This window comes from Arenimonas sp. SCN 70-307, from assembly GCF_001724815.1.
GTDB lineage: Bacteria > Pseudomonadota > Gammaproteobacteria > Xanthomonadales > Xanthomonadaceae > Arenimonas.
The window spans coordinates 25,409-38,177 of sequence record NZ_MEDO01000012.1; the positions used below are offsets into that span (position 1 = coordinate 25,409).

Sequence of the window (12,769 nt, forward strand, 5' to 3'; positions counted from 1 at the left end):
GCCGACAACGCCCGCGTCAGTCGTCGATGCCGTGGCGGCGGTTGCAGTCGTGCCGGCGCCGTTCGGCCGACTCGCGCTCGTTGCGGACCGACAGGCCCTGGCTGATGGCGCAGGCCCGGGCGCGGGCGTGGTCGAGCAGGCCCGGCCCCTCGTCGGCGGGCGCATAGGCACCGGCTTCTTCCCAGGCCTGGGCACCCTGGCTGGCGCCGGCCAGCAGCCCCAGCGACATCGCGAACATCCCGGCCAGCAGGCCCCTGAATCCCAGCGTGGACATGGTGGGTTCCCCTCCCCTCCCGTCGTTACGCTCTTCTACCCCCCTGCCAGAAGTAATGCAAGCCGGGCCGGCTCAGGCCATCAGGCCCTGCTCCCGCAAGCGATGGATCTCGTCGCGGACCTTGGCGGCCTCCTCGAACTCCAGGTCGCGGGCGTGCTGGTGCATCTTCGCCTCGAGCCGCCTGAGCCGGGCCGCCAGCTGGGCCGGGTCGAGCGCGGCGTAGTCGGCGCCGCCCTCGGCCACCTTGCGGCCCCGGGCGTCGCCGGGCTCGGCGCGGGCGCCTTCCATCACGTCCATCACCGCGCGCACCACCGACTTGGGGGTGATGCCGTGGGCCTGGTTGTACTCGACCTGCTTCTGGCGGCGGCGGTCGGTCTCGTCCATGGCCGCCTTCATCGAGGGCGTGATGCGGTCGGCGTAGAGGATGGCCTTGCCGCGCAGGTTGCGGGCGGCGCGGCCGATGGTCTGGATCAGCGAACCGGTCGAGCGCAGGAAGCCCTCCTTGTCGGCGTCGAGGATGGCCACCAGCGACACCTCGGGCATGTCCAGGCCCTCGCGCAGCAGGTTGATGCCCACCAGCACGTCAAACACGCCCAGGCGCAGGTCGCGGATGATCTCCACGCGCTCGACGGTGTCCACGTCGCTGTGCAGGTAGCGCACCTTCACGTCGTGCTCGGCCAGGTAGTCGGTGAGGTTCTCGGCCATCTTCTTGGTGAGCGTGGTGATCAGCACGCGGTCGCCGAGCTTCACGCGCTCGTGGATCTCCGAGAGCACGTCGTCCACCTGGGTGGCCACGGGCCTCACCTCGACCTGCGGGTCGACCAGGCCGGTGGGGCGCACGACCAGTTCGACCACCTGCTCGCCGGACTTCTCCAGCTCGTACTTGCCCGGCGTGGCCGAGACGAAGATCGAGCGCGGCGAGCGGCGCTCCCATTCCTCGAACTTCAGCGGCCGGTTGTCCAGCGCCGAAGGCAGGCGGAAGCCGAACTCGACCAGGGTTTCCTTGCGCGAGCGGTCGCCCTTGTACATCGCGCCGATCTGCGGGACGGTGACGTGCGACTCGTCCACCACCAGCAGCGCGTCCGGCGGCAGGTAGTCGAACAGGCAGGGCGGCGGCTCGCCGGGCATCTGGCCCGTCAGGTGCCGGCTGTAGTTTTCGATGCCCGAGCAAAAGCCCACCTCGGCCATCATCTCGATGTCGTACATGGTGCGCTGCTGCAGGCGCTGGGCCTCGAGCAGCTTGTTGGCCTTGTACAGCTGCTCCATGCGCTCGGTGAACTCGGCCTTGATGGTCTCGATGGCCTCGAGCACGGTGCGGCGCGTGGTGACGTAGTGCGACTTGGGGTAGAGCGTGAAGCGCGGCAGCCTGCGGCTCAGGTGGCCGGTGAGCGGGTCGAACATCGACAGGTTCTCGATCTCGCCGTCGAAGAGCTCGATGCGGATGGCCTCGATTTCCGACTCGGCGGGGTGCACGTCCACCACCTCGCCGCGCACGCGGAAGGTGCCGCGCACCAGCTCGGTGTCGTTGCGGCTGTACTGCATCTCGGTCAGGCGGCGGATCAGCTCGCGCTGGTCGATGCGGTCGCCCTTGACCAGGTGCAGCACCATCCGGAAGTACTCGTTCGGGTCGCCCAGGCCGTAGATCGCCGACACCGAGGCCACCACGATCGCGTCGCGGCGCTCGAGCAGGGCCTTGGTCGCCGACAGGCGCATCTGCTCGATGTGCTCGTTGATGTTGCTGTCCTTCTCGATGAAGGTGTCGGTGCTCGGGATGTAGGCCTCGGGCTGGTAGTAGTCGTAGTAGCTGACGAAGTACTCGACCGCGTTGTTGGGGAAGAAGCTCTTGAACTCGCCGTAGAGCTGGGCGGCCAGGGTCTTGTTCGGCGCCATCACCAGGGTGGGCTTCTGCACCGCCTCGATGACGTTGGCGATGGTGAAGGTCTTGCCCGAGCCGGTGACGCCCAGCAGGGTCTGGTGCGCGAGGCCGGACTCGAAGCCCTCGACCAGGCGCTTGATGGCCTGCGGCTGGTCGCCGGCGGGCTGGTAGGGCGAGACGATCTGGAAGCGTTCGGACATCGGGGGCGTCCAGCAGGGGCAAACGGGCAGTATAGCCAGCCGCCGACAAGGGCCCGCGACGATGTCCGTGCCGCGCCGGGCGGAACGCCGATGGGGCCGCCCGCCGCGCCGCCGGAGACTGCCCGCGTCGCAGGACGGAGGGCGGGGCATGGCCGGCAGGCGCGGGGGATTCACGCTGGTGGAACTGATGGCCACGGTAGCCGTGCTGGCGGTCGTGCTCGGCCTGGCCCTGCCCTCCCTGCGCACCCTGGCCGAGGCCCAGGCCGCGCTGGCGCGATTCCACGGCCTCACGGTGGCGCTGGCTCAGGCGCGCATGGCCGCCATCCAGCGCGGGCGCCCGGTCAGCGTCTGCCCCAGCGCCGACGGCAGCCGCTGCCGCCTGGACCTGGTCTGGGACGAGGGCTGGCTGGTGTATGCCGATCCGCAGCGGCTGCCGCAGCCGGCGCGGCCGGAGGACATCCTCTGGGTCGAGCGGCGCGACCCCGGGGCCATCGCCATCCGCGGCACGGCGGGCCGGCACCGCGTGCGCTACCAGCCCACGGGCCTGTCGGGCGGCAACAACACCAGCCTGCGGCTCTGCAGCCGCGACGGGCGCCTGCTGGGCAGCGTGGTGGTCAACATCGCCGGAAGGACGCGCAGCGAGCGCGCCCCGGCCGATCCAGCGCCGCCCTGCCCCTACGCACCCTGAGCCCGCCGGGCTTGACCGGGGGGCGTTGTCGTTTAAAATGCCCGTCCCCGCCCGAATAGCTCAGCCGGTTAGAGCACTTGACTGTTAATCAGGGGGTCGTTGGTTCGAGTCCAACTTCGGGCGCCAGATGAAATGAAAAAGGCTCGCAGCGATGCGAGCCTTTTTCTTTTTCCGGGACCGCGTCGGGTCCTACCAGCACTGGCCCACGCCGCCCGAGCCCGAGGCACTCTGCGAACCGACCTGGTTCAGACCCAGGGTGCCGCACTTCGTGTCCCTGGAGGCCTGCTGCCCCCGGGGCGCGGCCGACAGGCTGTAGGCCGTGGCGGTCGGCGCCCCCACCAGGGCGAAGGTGTAGAACGGCGAGAGTTCGTCCGCGCACCCGAGGTCGGGGAGCGCGGCACCGACGTAGGTCATGTTGGTGGTGTAGTACCGCTCCATGAACTGCGCCGCCTCGGTCAGGCAGGCCGTGGCCGCCGCCCGCCGGGTGTTGACGGTGTGGTTGATGTACGCCGGGTAGGCGATCGCGGCCAGGATCGCGATGATCGCCACGGCGATCATCAGCTCGATCAGCGTGAAGCCTTTTGCCTTGCGCTGGTGCATGGATCAGTCCTCTCTGATGATTTCGCGCCACTGCAGGCGTTGCGCTTCGATGTCGCCGGTCTGCGGCGAGCCCGGCACCGTGGTGCACTGGCCGTTGGAACCGCAGACGATGATCAGGTTGTCGATCTGGGCCGACTCGGTGGGCATGCCCACGCCCGGGTCGATCGAACCGATCGGCAGGCCATTGGCGCCGATGGTGTCGTTGCCGCCGTCGCCGCTGCCATCGAGGTCGAAGAACGACGAGGAACCGTTGCCGCTCGGGTTGGACGGACTGGTGCCGGTGAACACATCGATCGCGTTCAGGAAGCCCGCGCCGCCGGCCTCGCAGCCGTTGCCCTCGGACGGAATGACGCTCGAGACGAACGCCGCGCGGCCGTTGATGCGCGGTCCGCTCACGATGCGCTCGCCCGGCGTCGGATTGCCCAGGTCGACCACCCAGCCACGCTTGCCGGCGGGCAGCGCGGAGTACGCCTCGAAGGCGCGCACCGTGCGGCCGTCGGCCAGCGTGCCGACCTGCGCGATCTGGCGCACGACCAGGTCGGAGCGGCCGTTGGTTATGGCCGCGCCCTCGTCGATCACGCCGTACCAGGACTGCATGGAGGTCGAGGACAGGTCGCTGAAGCTGATCAGCTTGCCGGTACCGAAGTTGACCCAGACGCGCGAGTAGCCGGTATCGCGGGCCAGGGCCAGGCCACCGGTGATCGGCTGGCGGTTGCCGCCGGAATCGGTGGCCACGATCAGCGGCGAACCGCTGAACGACACGCCCCACTCGTTCGGATTGCTCGAAGTGAGGTCGAACTTCCACAGGTTGCCCTGCAGGTCGCCCGCGTAGACGTAGTCGACCTTGCCGTCGGCGTTGATGTCGGCCGCGCGAGGCGACGACAGGCCGTTGCCCGTGCCCGTGCTGGCCGTGATCTTGGCGATCTGGGCACCGGTGAGCATGTTGTAGATGTAGAGCACGGCGCGACCGCTGGTGCTGTCGATGCCGTTGGGCACGATGGCCAGGATGACGTCGTTGTTGCCCTTGACGATCAGCGGCAGGCCCAGCACGTAGCCCATGTCGTTGTCATTGGCGGCCGTGTGGTCCCAGAGCACGTTGCCGGCCACGAAGTTGGTGGGCGTGCTGACGTTGAGGCCGAAGGCGCCCTTGCCGCCGCGACCCAGGGTGCCGACCAGGTAGTTGGTGCCGGCCTGCAGGCGGAAGGTCGAGAGCGCCACCGGGCCGTCCACGAAGAAGCCGTGGGTATACGCCGGGTCGGAAATCGAGTTGAGCTTGCTCCAGTTGATGCCGGCGGGCACGTAGGAGAAGCGCACGTTGCCGGTGAGCGCGTCGATGGCGTGCAGCATGCCGTCGTTGGCGCCGACGTAGATCATCTCGGTGTCGCGGGTATAGACCGGCGACGAGTTGATGATGTCGCCGAGCACCGAGCTGCGGTTGCGCAGCACGCCGCCAGCAGAGAGTTCCTGCGTCTGCCTGCCGCGGATGTACATGGCGTTGTCGGCGCCGGTCACGACGGCGGCGCCCGAGTTGCGCGCGAGCAGCCCGGACTGGGTGCCGGTCGGGAAAGCCGCGCCGGCCGTGCCGTTCCAGGTCAGCACGGTGCGGTTGTGGTAGTCGTTGGCGGTCTGCGCATCGGCGTAGGTCGCCGCGATGCGCGAGCTGACGCGCCAGGCCTCGTTGCTCGAGATGCCGCCGACGGCGGTAACGTCGCGGGCCACCAGGTCGCCCGTCCAGATGCCCGAGCGATAGGTCGCCTGGTACATGCGGGTGTCGGACTGGAAGGTGGAGCTGTTGGTCGCCACGTTGGAGCCCGAGGCCAGGCGCGCCTGGATCAGGCCGAGCACGCTGGTGATCGCCTCGCGGAAGCGGTCGGCACTGGTGGCGGCGATGAAGTCGCCGCGACCATTGACCGCCGCATGCAGCAGGTCGTCGATGCGCTCGGCGTTCTCGGCATCGGTCGGATCCGGCCAGTCGACGTTGGTGCCGCCACGACGCGGACGGCCGTCACGAAGCACCTGCGAGACCGAGGTCTGGTCGAGCGTGCCCTTCAGGCCGATCGAGATGCCGAAGGTGACCATGTGCTGCCAGAAGGCCGGGTTGTCGGCGCTGGTCGGGATGATGTTGTCCTGGTCGGGCCGCAGGTCGGTCTTCCAGTACTTCATCGCCACGTCGGCGAGGGTGTTGCTGTAGTTGGTGCCGCTGTTGGTGTCGCGGAACGGATGGGCGCGCGTGTAGCGGATCGCCGTCGTTTCGTCGGCCGGGTTGTAGATCGCCAGGCCGGACTGGCCGTCCTGGTCGCCGATGGTGCGCGTGCCGATGCTGCCGTTCCAGTAACCGTCGGTGGTCAGGATGGCGAAGTTCTGGCGGCACTCGAGCTGGTCATCCGTCGCGGCGGGACCGTAGGGGCCCGCGGCATCATTGCGGCTGAAGTACTCGCCGGTGTCATACAGCGCGGCGCGCAGCGGCGTGCCGCTCTGGCCACGCGCGCCGAACAGGCGGGCGAACCAGGTGTTGCGGGACGCACCCTCGAACTTGCCGTCGTTGCCATCACCGACCGGGATCAGGAAATTGCTGCGGTTCCAGATGGTGCGGTAGCCCACGCGCACGTTGTTGCCCAGCTGGTTGAACGCCTCGCTCGCGCCCGCCTTGGCGATCTTCATGCGGGTGCGGTGGTAGGAGAACCAGGTGGCGTAGTTGATCAGCTCATCGGCCGCCGAACGGCCGGCGATGGTGTTGACCAGGGTGCAGTTGCCCCAGGCCCAGGTGCCCGTGGTGCCGCAGCCGATGGGGCCGGGGCCGTAGGTCACCGTCAGGGTTACGTTGCTGTAGTTGCCCGTTAGCCGGACCCGCCAGTCGCCGGCAGTCGTATTGTTCGCCTCGCACGTCTTGCCCGTGCCGTTCGTGTCACGATCGCAAACGGCGTCACCCGAGGGGTTGTAAAGGCGCAACCTCAAATTGCTCGACCCGCCGGAAGTTGTCGCGGTGATGGTTCCACCCGCCGGCAAGTTGAAGTAGTGGCTGTTGTCACCGCTCAGACCAGTGCGGGTATACGTGGTCTGCGGCAGCGCCGCGCCCGCACCGCCGCCGTTCACCAGCTCGCTGCGCACGATGTAGGGCGTATTGCCCACGTGGTGGATCTCGTAGCGCCAGTAGTTCGCCGAGTTGCGCAGGTAGTTGGTGGTCGTGTCGGCCAGGTTCTTCGGCACGTGGAACACCTGCGGGCCGCCGCAAACCTGGGTGCTGTTGCCGTTGTAGTCGTAATTCTCACAACTCGAGGCGTTGCGCAGGTCCACCAGGTCGCTCTCGCCGTTGGCGTAGCCGGCACCGGCGAAGTTGAACGAGCCGAACACGCCGCTCATCGTCATGCCGCCGGTCATGAGCGAGCCGTCGGCGTTCTGCCAGGGGCGGTAGGTGGTCGCCGGGTTGTAGTAGACCGTATTGCCGACGTACGTGAGGTCGGTGATGTTGTTGCTCGGGTTGGCGCAGTTGGTGCCAGAGCGCCGGCAGATCGTCGGCACGTCCGGGTTGGGCATGTCGTTGAACGCCATCGAACCCGAGTCATCGAGGATGAACATCAGGTTGGGCTCGACGTTGCCCGCGCCGGTCTGCAGCGGGTAGTCGGGGAAGCTCTGGGCGAGCGCCGAACTGACCGGCAGCGCGAGCAAGGTCGCTGCGAACGCGGCCAGCGTGCCCATCCGGGGACCCATCGTCTTGGAAGTCTTGGCATTCATGGCGATTACCCCACGGGGGCCTGGAAGGTGGACTGGAGCATCACCTCGGTGCCGTTGTTCATGCGGCTCATGACGGTGATGCGATAGAAGCGACCGACGGCGGTGCTGTTGCAGTCGGACACGGAAAGGTCGATGTCGCTGGTGCAGGTGCCCACGAGCGTGCCCGCTTCGCCCATGTCCTCGATGACATAGCGCAGCAGGTCGACGTCCACGTTCGCGGCGCCTTCGAGGTTGGAACGGCGGAAACCGGCGCCGGACGTCCAGAAGGTCTCGCTTTCCCAGGGGAAGGCCGCGCCGATGGCGGTGGTGGCGCACAGGCCATTGGTGCAACCCGTCGAAGGCATCGCCGGGCGACCCGGGTCGGCGGCGTAGGACTCGGCCTCGCGAAGGGCGGCTTCGGCGGCCTGGAAGGCGATGGCGCGGGCGGCGACGTTGCCGCTCATGCGCTCCTGCATCACCGTGCCGCGCATCGCGGCCAGGCCGAGCAGGGTGACCACGATGAGCAGCAGCAGCACTACCACCAGGGTGATGCCGCGCTGCCGCGCGGGAACGGGCAAAGAAGCGCGGCTCACAGCATGTTCTCCCGGTTGCGGAGCGCCACCACGTGGGTGATGGTGCGGCCGATGGCGTTGCCGTCGGTGCCCTGGATCTCGCGCGCGCTCAGCGCGCCGGCGGCACCCTCGAGGTCGAGCGACAGGCGCACGGCGATCACGCGGCTCCAGTCGGCGACCGAGGCTGCGTTGCCATAGTCGGCTTCGCCTGCCTCCAGGTAGCCGATCGTCATGTCCTCGACGCCCTCGACGACCTCGACGCGGCTCAGCACGGTATTGGGCACGTTGGTGGCGCCGCGGTTCGCGAGCACGGCGCGGTAGAGCGACTGGCCGCCGCGGGCGTTGTTGCCGACGTACCACTGGGTGGACGTGGCGCGGGCGACGTAGGCCGGAACTCCGCTGTCCTCGCCGCAGGTGCCGCCACCGGCGGCCGGCGTGAAGCAATAGCTGTTGGCGTTGTTGTCCGGGTTGTCGCAGCCATTCGTGTCTTCCGGGTCGGCCGGCACGGGCAGCGTGAAGCGCGAGCTGCAGTTCAGGCCCGCGCCGGAATTGTGGCCGATCTTGGTGCCCACGCCCGGCAGCCCCGTGACCTGGAAGATGAAGGCGCGACCCACGTTGCAGACCAGCAGGATGTCGCCCACGACGATGTCGCCCGTGCTGGTGACGTCGAGCTCGGCGCTGGGGTTGGGATGGCTGGTGACGCGGATGCCACCGCCGGCGGCCGAGAAGATGTCCACCGCGTCGGTACCCGCCACGCGCTGGGCCACCCCGGTGCCGGTGGCGGTGCCGGGCGCGGCGGTGCCGCCGTCGTAGCCCGTGATGCCATCGTTGAAGCGGGTCCAGTAGGCGTTGGTGCCGACGGTCATCATGTTGATGGGCGGCGTCATGGTGCCGCAGGGGTTGCCGCCGGCCTCGCGGATGTCGCGGGACATCAGCTCGAAAGCCACGCGCCCGTGCTCCTGCACGCGACCCAGGGTCTCGGTGGCGTTGTAGACGCGCTTGTTGGAGATGAAGACGCCGCCCGCGGCCGCCACCACGATCAGGCCGAGGATCAGGGCGATCATCAGCTCGATCAGCGAGAAGCCTGCCTGGCCGCGCCGCGCGCTACGCTTTTTCTGGGAGGTGCTGGGCATGGTCAGAGCCTGGTCTGGGTTTCGATTTCCTGCGTGGCATCGCCACCGGTGCCGCGCTCGTCGTTCCAGCGCACGCCGATGGTGCAGGTGACGGCGCCGCAGTCGATGCGGCCGCAGGCCGTCGCGCCGACGCTCTCCTGCAGCTGCGTGATCCAGCGCGCGGTGTCGCCGGCGACGCGGGTGCCGGCATCGTCCGGAGCCTCGCACAGCCAGCCGGTGTCGTAGAGGCGGGCGATGGCCTCGGGGCGGTTGGCGCGCATCATGTCGAGCATGGCGTAGCTCTGGATGATGGCGGCCGAACGCTCGGAGGCGCTCTGGGTGTTCTTGAGCGTCAGCGACTGCAGGGCGGCGATGCCGAGCAGGCCGATGGCGAGGATAAGCACGGCGATCAGCACCTCGAGCAGGCTGGTGCCGGCCTGGGTGCGCTTGGAGTGGGTGCGGGCTTGGGTTCGCATGGAATGTCTCTCAACCATTGCCGGGCGCCTGGCAACCGGCTGAACCGGTGGGCGTGACGCTGATGCGGCTGACCGCGACCTGCAGGTCGCGGGCGTTCTCGCCGGCGCCCAGCACCGTGGTGCAGACGCGGATGGCGCCCGTGGTGTTGGCGGCATTGGTGCCGGCGCGGGCGAAACCGCTGGAATTGAACGACAGCTGGTTGCCGGTGGTGATGTTCGAGCTGGCGTTGACCGAGATGCCGCGGCCGAGGAACCGGAACTCGCGGATCACGTCGCCGCCGGCCACCGCCTCGCGCACCACGATGCGCGTCCAGTCGCCGCCGTTGCAGGTGCTGCCGTTGGTGGTCGGGCACATCACGACGCGCTGGTTGCGGCGGATGGCCTCCATGCGGGTGAGCTGCACGGCGCCGACGACCTCGTTGGTGATGGCGGTGAGGCGATTGCGGTTGGTGATGCCCTGGAAGCTGGGCACGGCAATGCCCAGCACGATGGCCAGCACCGCGATCGTCACCATCAGTTCGATCAGGGTGAAACCAACCGGGCGCGGACTCCCCGCCCGCCTCCCGGCCACCCCAGTCTGGATTGCATTACGCCCCATGGCCCCTTCCTTTACAGGCTGACCTGGCGAAGGTATCCCCGGCCGGCAGGGGCTAGCCAATGGTGGCCGACGAACGGCCCGGCGGCCCGGGCGGGCGGCGTGAATGCCCGTCCGGCGCGGTTCCGGGGCATCATGGGCCCGTCCCGACGCGCCCGAGCCCCGATGACCCGGACCCCGCCCCACCCCGCCCGACCGCTCGATGTGCTGTGGCAGGCCAACGCGATCCTCTGGGTCATCCTTGGCGGCGAGGGCCTTGCCGCCGTGCTGGCCCTGGCCCCGGGCCTGGCCGCCGACCGGCTGACCTACTTCGGCCTGGCCTCGCTCTGGATCCAGTGGACGGCGCTGCTGACCCTGGCCGTCCTGTACCTCGCCCGGCGCTGGCTCAACCGCCTTCCGCCGCCGCAGGTGGCCGCGGTCGCGCTGGTGGTCGGGCTGGCGCTTTGCTGGCTGATCACCGTGGTCATCCGCGCCTACCTGGAGCCGGGCCAGGCCCCGGGGCGCGTCGACTGGCTGGCGCTGGCCCTGCAGGTCTCGGGCATCACCCTCACCTTCGGCCTGCTTGGCCTGGCCGCCTTCCACAACCACTGGAAGGGCCGGCTGGCGGCGGTTCGCGCCAAGCAGGCGGAACTGGAAGCCCTGCAGGCGCGCATCCGCCCGCACTTCCTGTTCAACACGCTCAACACCGGCGCGGCCCTGGTGCATGCGCGGCCGCAGGATGCCGAGCAGCTGCTGCTCGACCTGGCCGACCTGTTCCGGGCCGCATTGTCCGGCCCGACCGAGTTGCCGCTGCGCGACGAGCTCTCGCTGGCCCGTCGCTACCTTGAGATCGAGCGGCTGCGCTTCGGCGACCGGCTGCAGGTGCAGTGGACCCTGCCGGAGACCTTGCCCGAGGTCGTGGTGCCGGCGCTGTCGGTCCAGCCCCTGGTGGAGAACGCCATCCGCCACGGCATCGAGCCCTCGCCGAGCGGCGGGCGCCTGGACGTGGTGGTGGTGGTCGAACCCGACGAGGTCCGCGTGGTCGTCAGCAACGACCTGCCGCCCTCGGGCACCCGCCCCGCCGCCGGCCACCAGGTCGGCCTGGCCTCGGCCCGCGAGCGCATCGAGGCCCTGAGCCAGGGCCGCGGCCACCTGCAGACCCGCGTCGCCGCGGGCCGCTACGTGGCCACCATCACCCTGCCCCTCTAGCCGACGACCTGGTAGCAGGGCTCGTAGGTGCCGGCGATCTTCATGCGGCGCTGCTCCACGAAGGCACGCAGCAGCGCGTCGAGCGCGCGCATGATCTCCTTGTCGCCATCGATGCGGAACGGACCGTGCCGTTCGATTTCGCGCAGGCCCTCTTCCTTGACGTTGCCCGCCACGATGCCCGAGAAGGCGCGGCGCAGGTCGGCCGCCAGCAGGTGCAGCGGCTGGTCGCGGTGCAGGTTGAGCGCCGCCATCGCCGCGTGCGTGGGCGCGAACGGCTGCTGGAACTCGAACGGGATGTGCAGCGACCAGTTGAAGAAGAAGGCGTCCTTCTCGTCCAGCCGGTGCGCCTGCACCTTGCGCATGCCGCCGCGAACGGCCTTCGCGACCGCGGCCGGGTCGTCGATGATGATCTGGTAGCGGCGCGTGGCTTCCTCGCCCAGCGCCAGGCGCAGGAACTGGTCGATCTGCTCGAAGTAGGCCGCCGACTGGCGCGGGCCGGTGAGCACCAGCGGGAACGGCAGGTCGGCGTTGGCCGGGTGCAGCAGCAGGCCGAGCATGTAGAAGATCTCCTCGGCCGTGCCCACGCCGCCCGGGAACACCACGATGCCGTGGCCCAGGCGCACGAAGGCTTCGAGGCGCTTCTCGATGTCCGGCATGATCACCAGGTGGTTCACGATCGGGTTCGGCGACTCGGCGGCGATGATGCCCGGCTCGGTGATGCCGATGTAGCGCGGCTTCCAGTGCCGCTGCTTGGCGTGGGCGATGGTGGCGCCCTTCATCGGGCCCTTCATCGCGCCCGGGCCGCAGCCCGTGCAGATGTCCAGGCCGCGCAGGCCCAGCTCGTAGCCCACCTTCTTGGTGTAGAGGTATTCCTCGCGGCCGATCGAGTGGCCGCCCCAGCACACCACCAGGTTCGGTTCGAGGTAGGACTTCATCACCCGCGCATTGCGCAGGATCTCGAACACCGCCTCGGTCATGCCGGTGCCGGTGGCCAGGTCGATGCGGCCGCTGCCGGAGACCTCGTTGGCGTTGTAGACGATGTCGCGCACCACCGCATAGAGGTTCTCGGCGATGCCGCGGATGATCTCGCCGTCCACGAAGGCCTCGGCCGGCGCGTTGCGCAGCTCGATCTTGATGCCGCGGTCCTGCTGGTGCACTTCGATGTCGAAGTCGGGGTAGCGCTGGCCGGCCGCGCGCGGGTCGTCCGAGTCGGTGCCGCTGGTGAGCACGGCCAGGGCGCAGCGGCGCAGCAGGTCGCGCTGGCCGCCGGTGGAGGCGTCGGCCAGGCGGGCCACTTCGTCGCGGGAAAGGATGTCGAGGCCACCACGCGGGGAAATACGGGCGTTGACGGTGGCGGGGGTGTTCGGGGTGTCGCTCATCGGTTGGCTTTCTCTTGGTCTTCGTCGTTTTCGAACCCACGACTCTAGCATCGCCCCGGCCCGTCGCGGGTGCACAAAAAGAAACGGCCGGCGGTTTC

The 12,769-nt window shown here is 69.1% G+C and carries 11 protein-coding genes and 1 tRNA gene; 3 read left to right on the forward strand and 9 right to left on the reverse strand.

The genetic code is table 11. The features are described from left to right. Nucleotides 1-16: 16 nt before the first annotated feature. Nucleotides 17-274 (reverse strand): hypothetical protein, encoded by a 258-nt coding sequence (locus ABS41_RS05765; protein WP_290591811.1) that lies wholly within the window; start codon nucleotides 272-274, stop codon nucleotides 17-19. Nucleotides 275-346: 72 nt separating this feature from the next. Next, complete coding sequence (gene uvrB / locus ABS41_RS05770; RefSeq protein WP_290591813.1) at nucleotides 347-2,350, reverse strand: excinuclease ABC subunit UvrB; 2,004 nt, start codon at nucleotides 2,348-2,350, stop codon at nucleotides 347-349. A gap of 148 nt (nucleotides 2,351-2,498) precedes the next feature. On the opposite strand from uvrB, the gene ABS41_RS05775 reads away from it, so the two are divergent. Continuing rightward, nucleotides 2,499-3,038, forward strand: a complete 540-nt coding sequence (locus ABS41_RS05775; RefSeq protein WP_290591815.1) for a GspH/FimT family pseudopilin — start codon at nucleotides 2,499-2,501, stop codon at nucleotides 3,036-3,038. A gap of 49 nt (nucleotides 3,039-3,087) precedes the next feature. Continuing rightward, nucleotides 3,088-3,164: transfer RNA gene (locus ABS41_RS05780), tRNA-Asn, on the forward strand. A 63-nt stretch (nucleotides 3,165-3,227) separates the two neighbouring features. Here the strand turns inward: ABS41_RS05780 and ABS41_RS05785 are convergent. The 6 genes from ABS41_RS05785 to ABS41_RS05810 are packed head-to-tail and all read right to left on the reverse strand — an operon-like array spanning nucleotide 3,228 to nucleotide 10,107. Then, complete coding sequence (locus ABS41_RS05785) at nucleotides 3,228-3,638, reverse strand: type IV pilin protein (RefSeq protein ID WP_290591817.1); 411 nt, start codon at nucleotides 3,636-3,638, stop codon at nucleotides 3,228-3,230. Nucleotides 3,639-3,641: 3 nt separating this feature from the next. After that, the gene (locus ABS41_RS05790; protein WP_290591819.1) at nucleotides 3,642-7,370 is read right to left on the reverse strand and encodes a PilC/PilY family type IV pilus protein; all 3,729 of its coding nucleotides are present in this window, start codon (nucleotides 7,368-7,370) and stop codon (nucleotides 3,642-3,644) included. Nucleotides 7,371-7,375: 5 nt separating this feature from the next. Then, the gene (locus ABS41_RS05795; RefSeq protein ID WP_290591821.1) at nucleotides 7,376-7,942 is read right to left on the reverse strand and encodes a PilX N-terminal domain-containing pilus assembly protein; all 567 of its coding nucleotides are present in this window, start codon (nucleotides 7,940-7,942) and stop codon (nucleotides 7,376-7,378) included. Next, the gene (locus ABS41_RS05800) at nucleotides 7,939-9,054 is read right to left on the reverse strand and encodes a prepilin-type N-terminal cleavage/methylation domain-containing protein (protein ID WP_290591823.1); all 1,116 of its coding nucleotides are present in this window, start codon (nucleotides 9,052-9,054) and stop codon (nucleotides 7,939-7,941) included. The genes ABS41_RS05795 and ABS41_RS05800 overlap by 4 nt, the downstream gene beginning before the upstream one ends. A 2-nt stretch (nucleotides 9,055-9,056) precedes the next feature. Next, complete coding sequence (pilV, locus tag ABS41_RS05805) at nucleotides 9,057-9,509, reverse strand: type IV pilus modification protein PilV (RefSeq protein ID WP_290591825.1); 453 nt, start codon at nucleotides 9,507-9,509, stop codon at nucleotides 9,057-9,059. Nucleotides 9,510-9,519: 10 nt separating this feature from the next. Next, the gene (locus tag ABS41_RS05810; protein WP_290591827.1) at nucleotides 9,520-10,107 is read right to left on the reverse strand and encodes a GspH/FimT family pseudopilin; all 588 of its coding nucleotides are present in this window, start codon (nucleotides 10,105-10,107) and stop codon (nucleotides 9,520-9,522) included. Nucleotides 10,108-10,269: 162 nt separating this feature from the next. Between ABS41_RS05810 and ABS41_RS05815 the strand changes: the two genes are divergently transcribed. Next, a complete protein-coding gene (locus ABS41_RS05815; protein WP_290591829.1) occupies nucleotides 10,270-11,292 on the forward strand; it encodes a histidine kinase in 1,023 nt (340 codons plus the stop codon). Here ABS41_RS05815 and ppnN read toward each other — a convergent pair. Continuing rightward, nucleotides 11,289-12,671, reverse strand: coding sequence for a nucleotide 5'-monophosphate nucleosidase PpnN (ppnN, locus tag ABS41_RS05820; RefSeq protein WP_290591831.1), 1,383 nt, complete (start codon nucleotides 12,669-12,671; stop codon nucleotides 11,289-11,291). The genes ABS41_RS05815 and ppnN overlap by 4 nt on opposite strands. Nucleotides 12,672-12,769 lie beyond the last annotated feature (98 nt).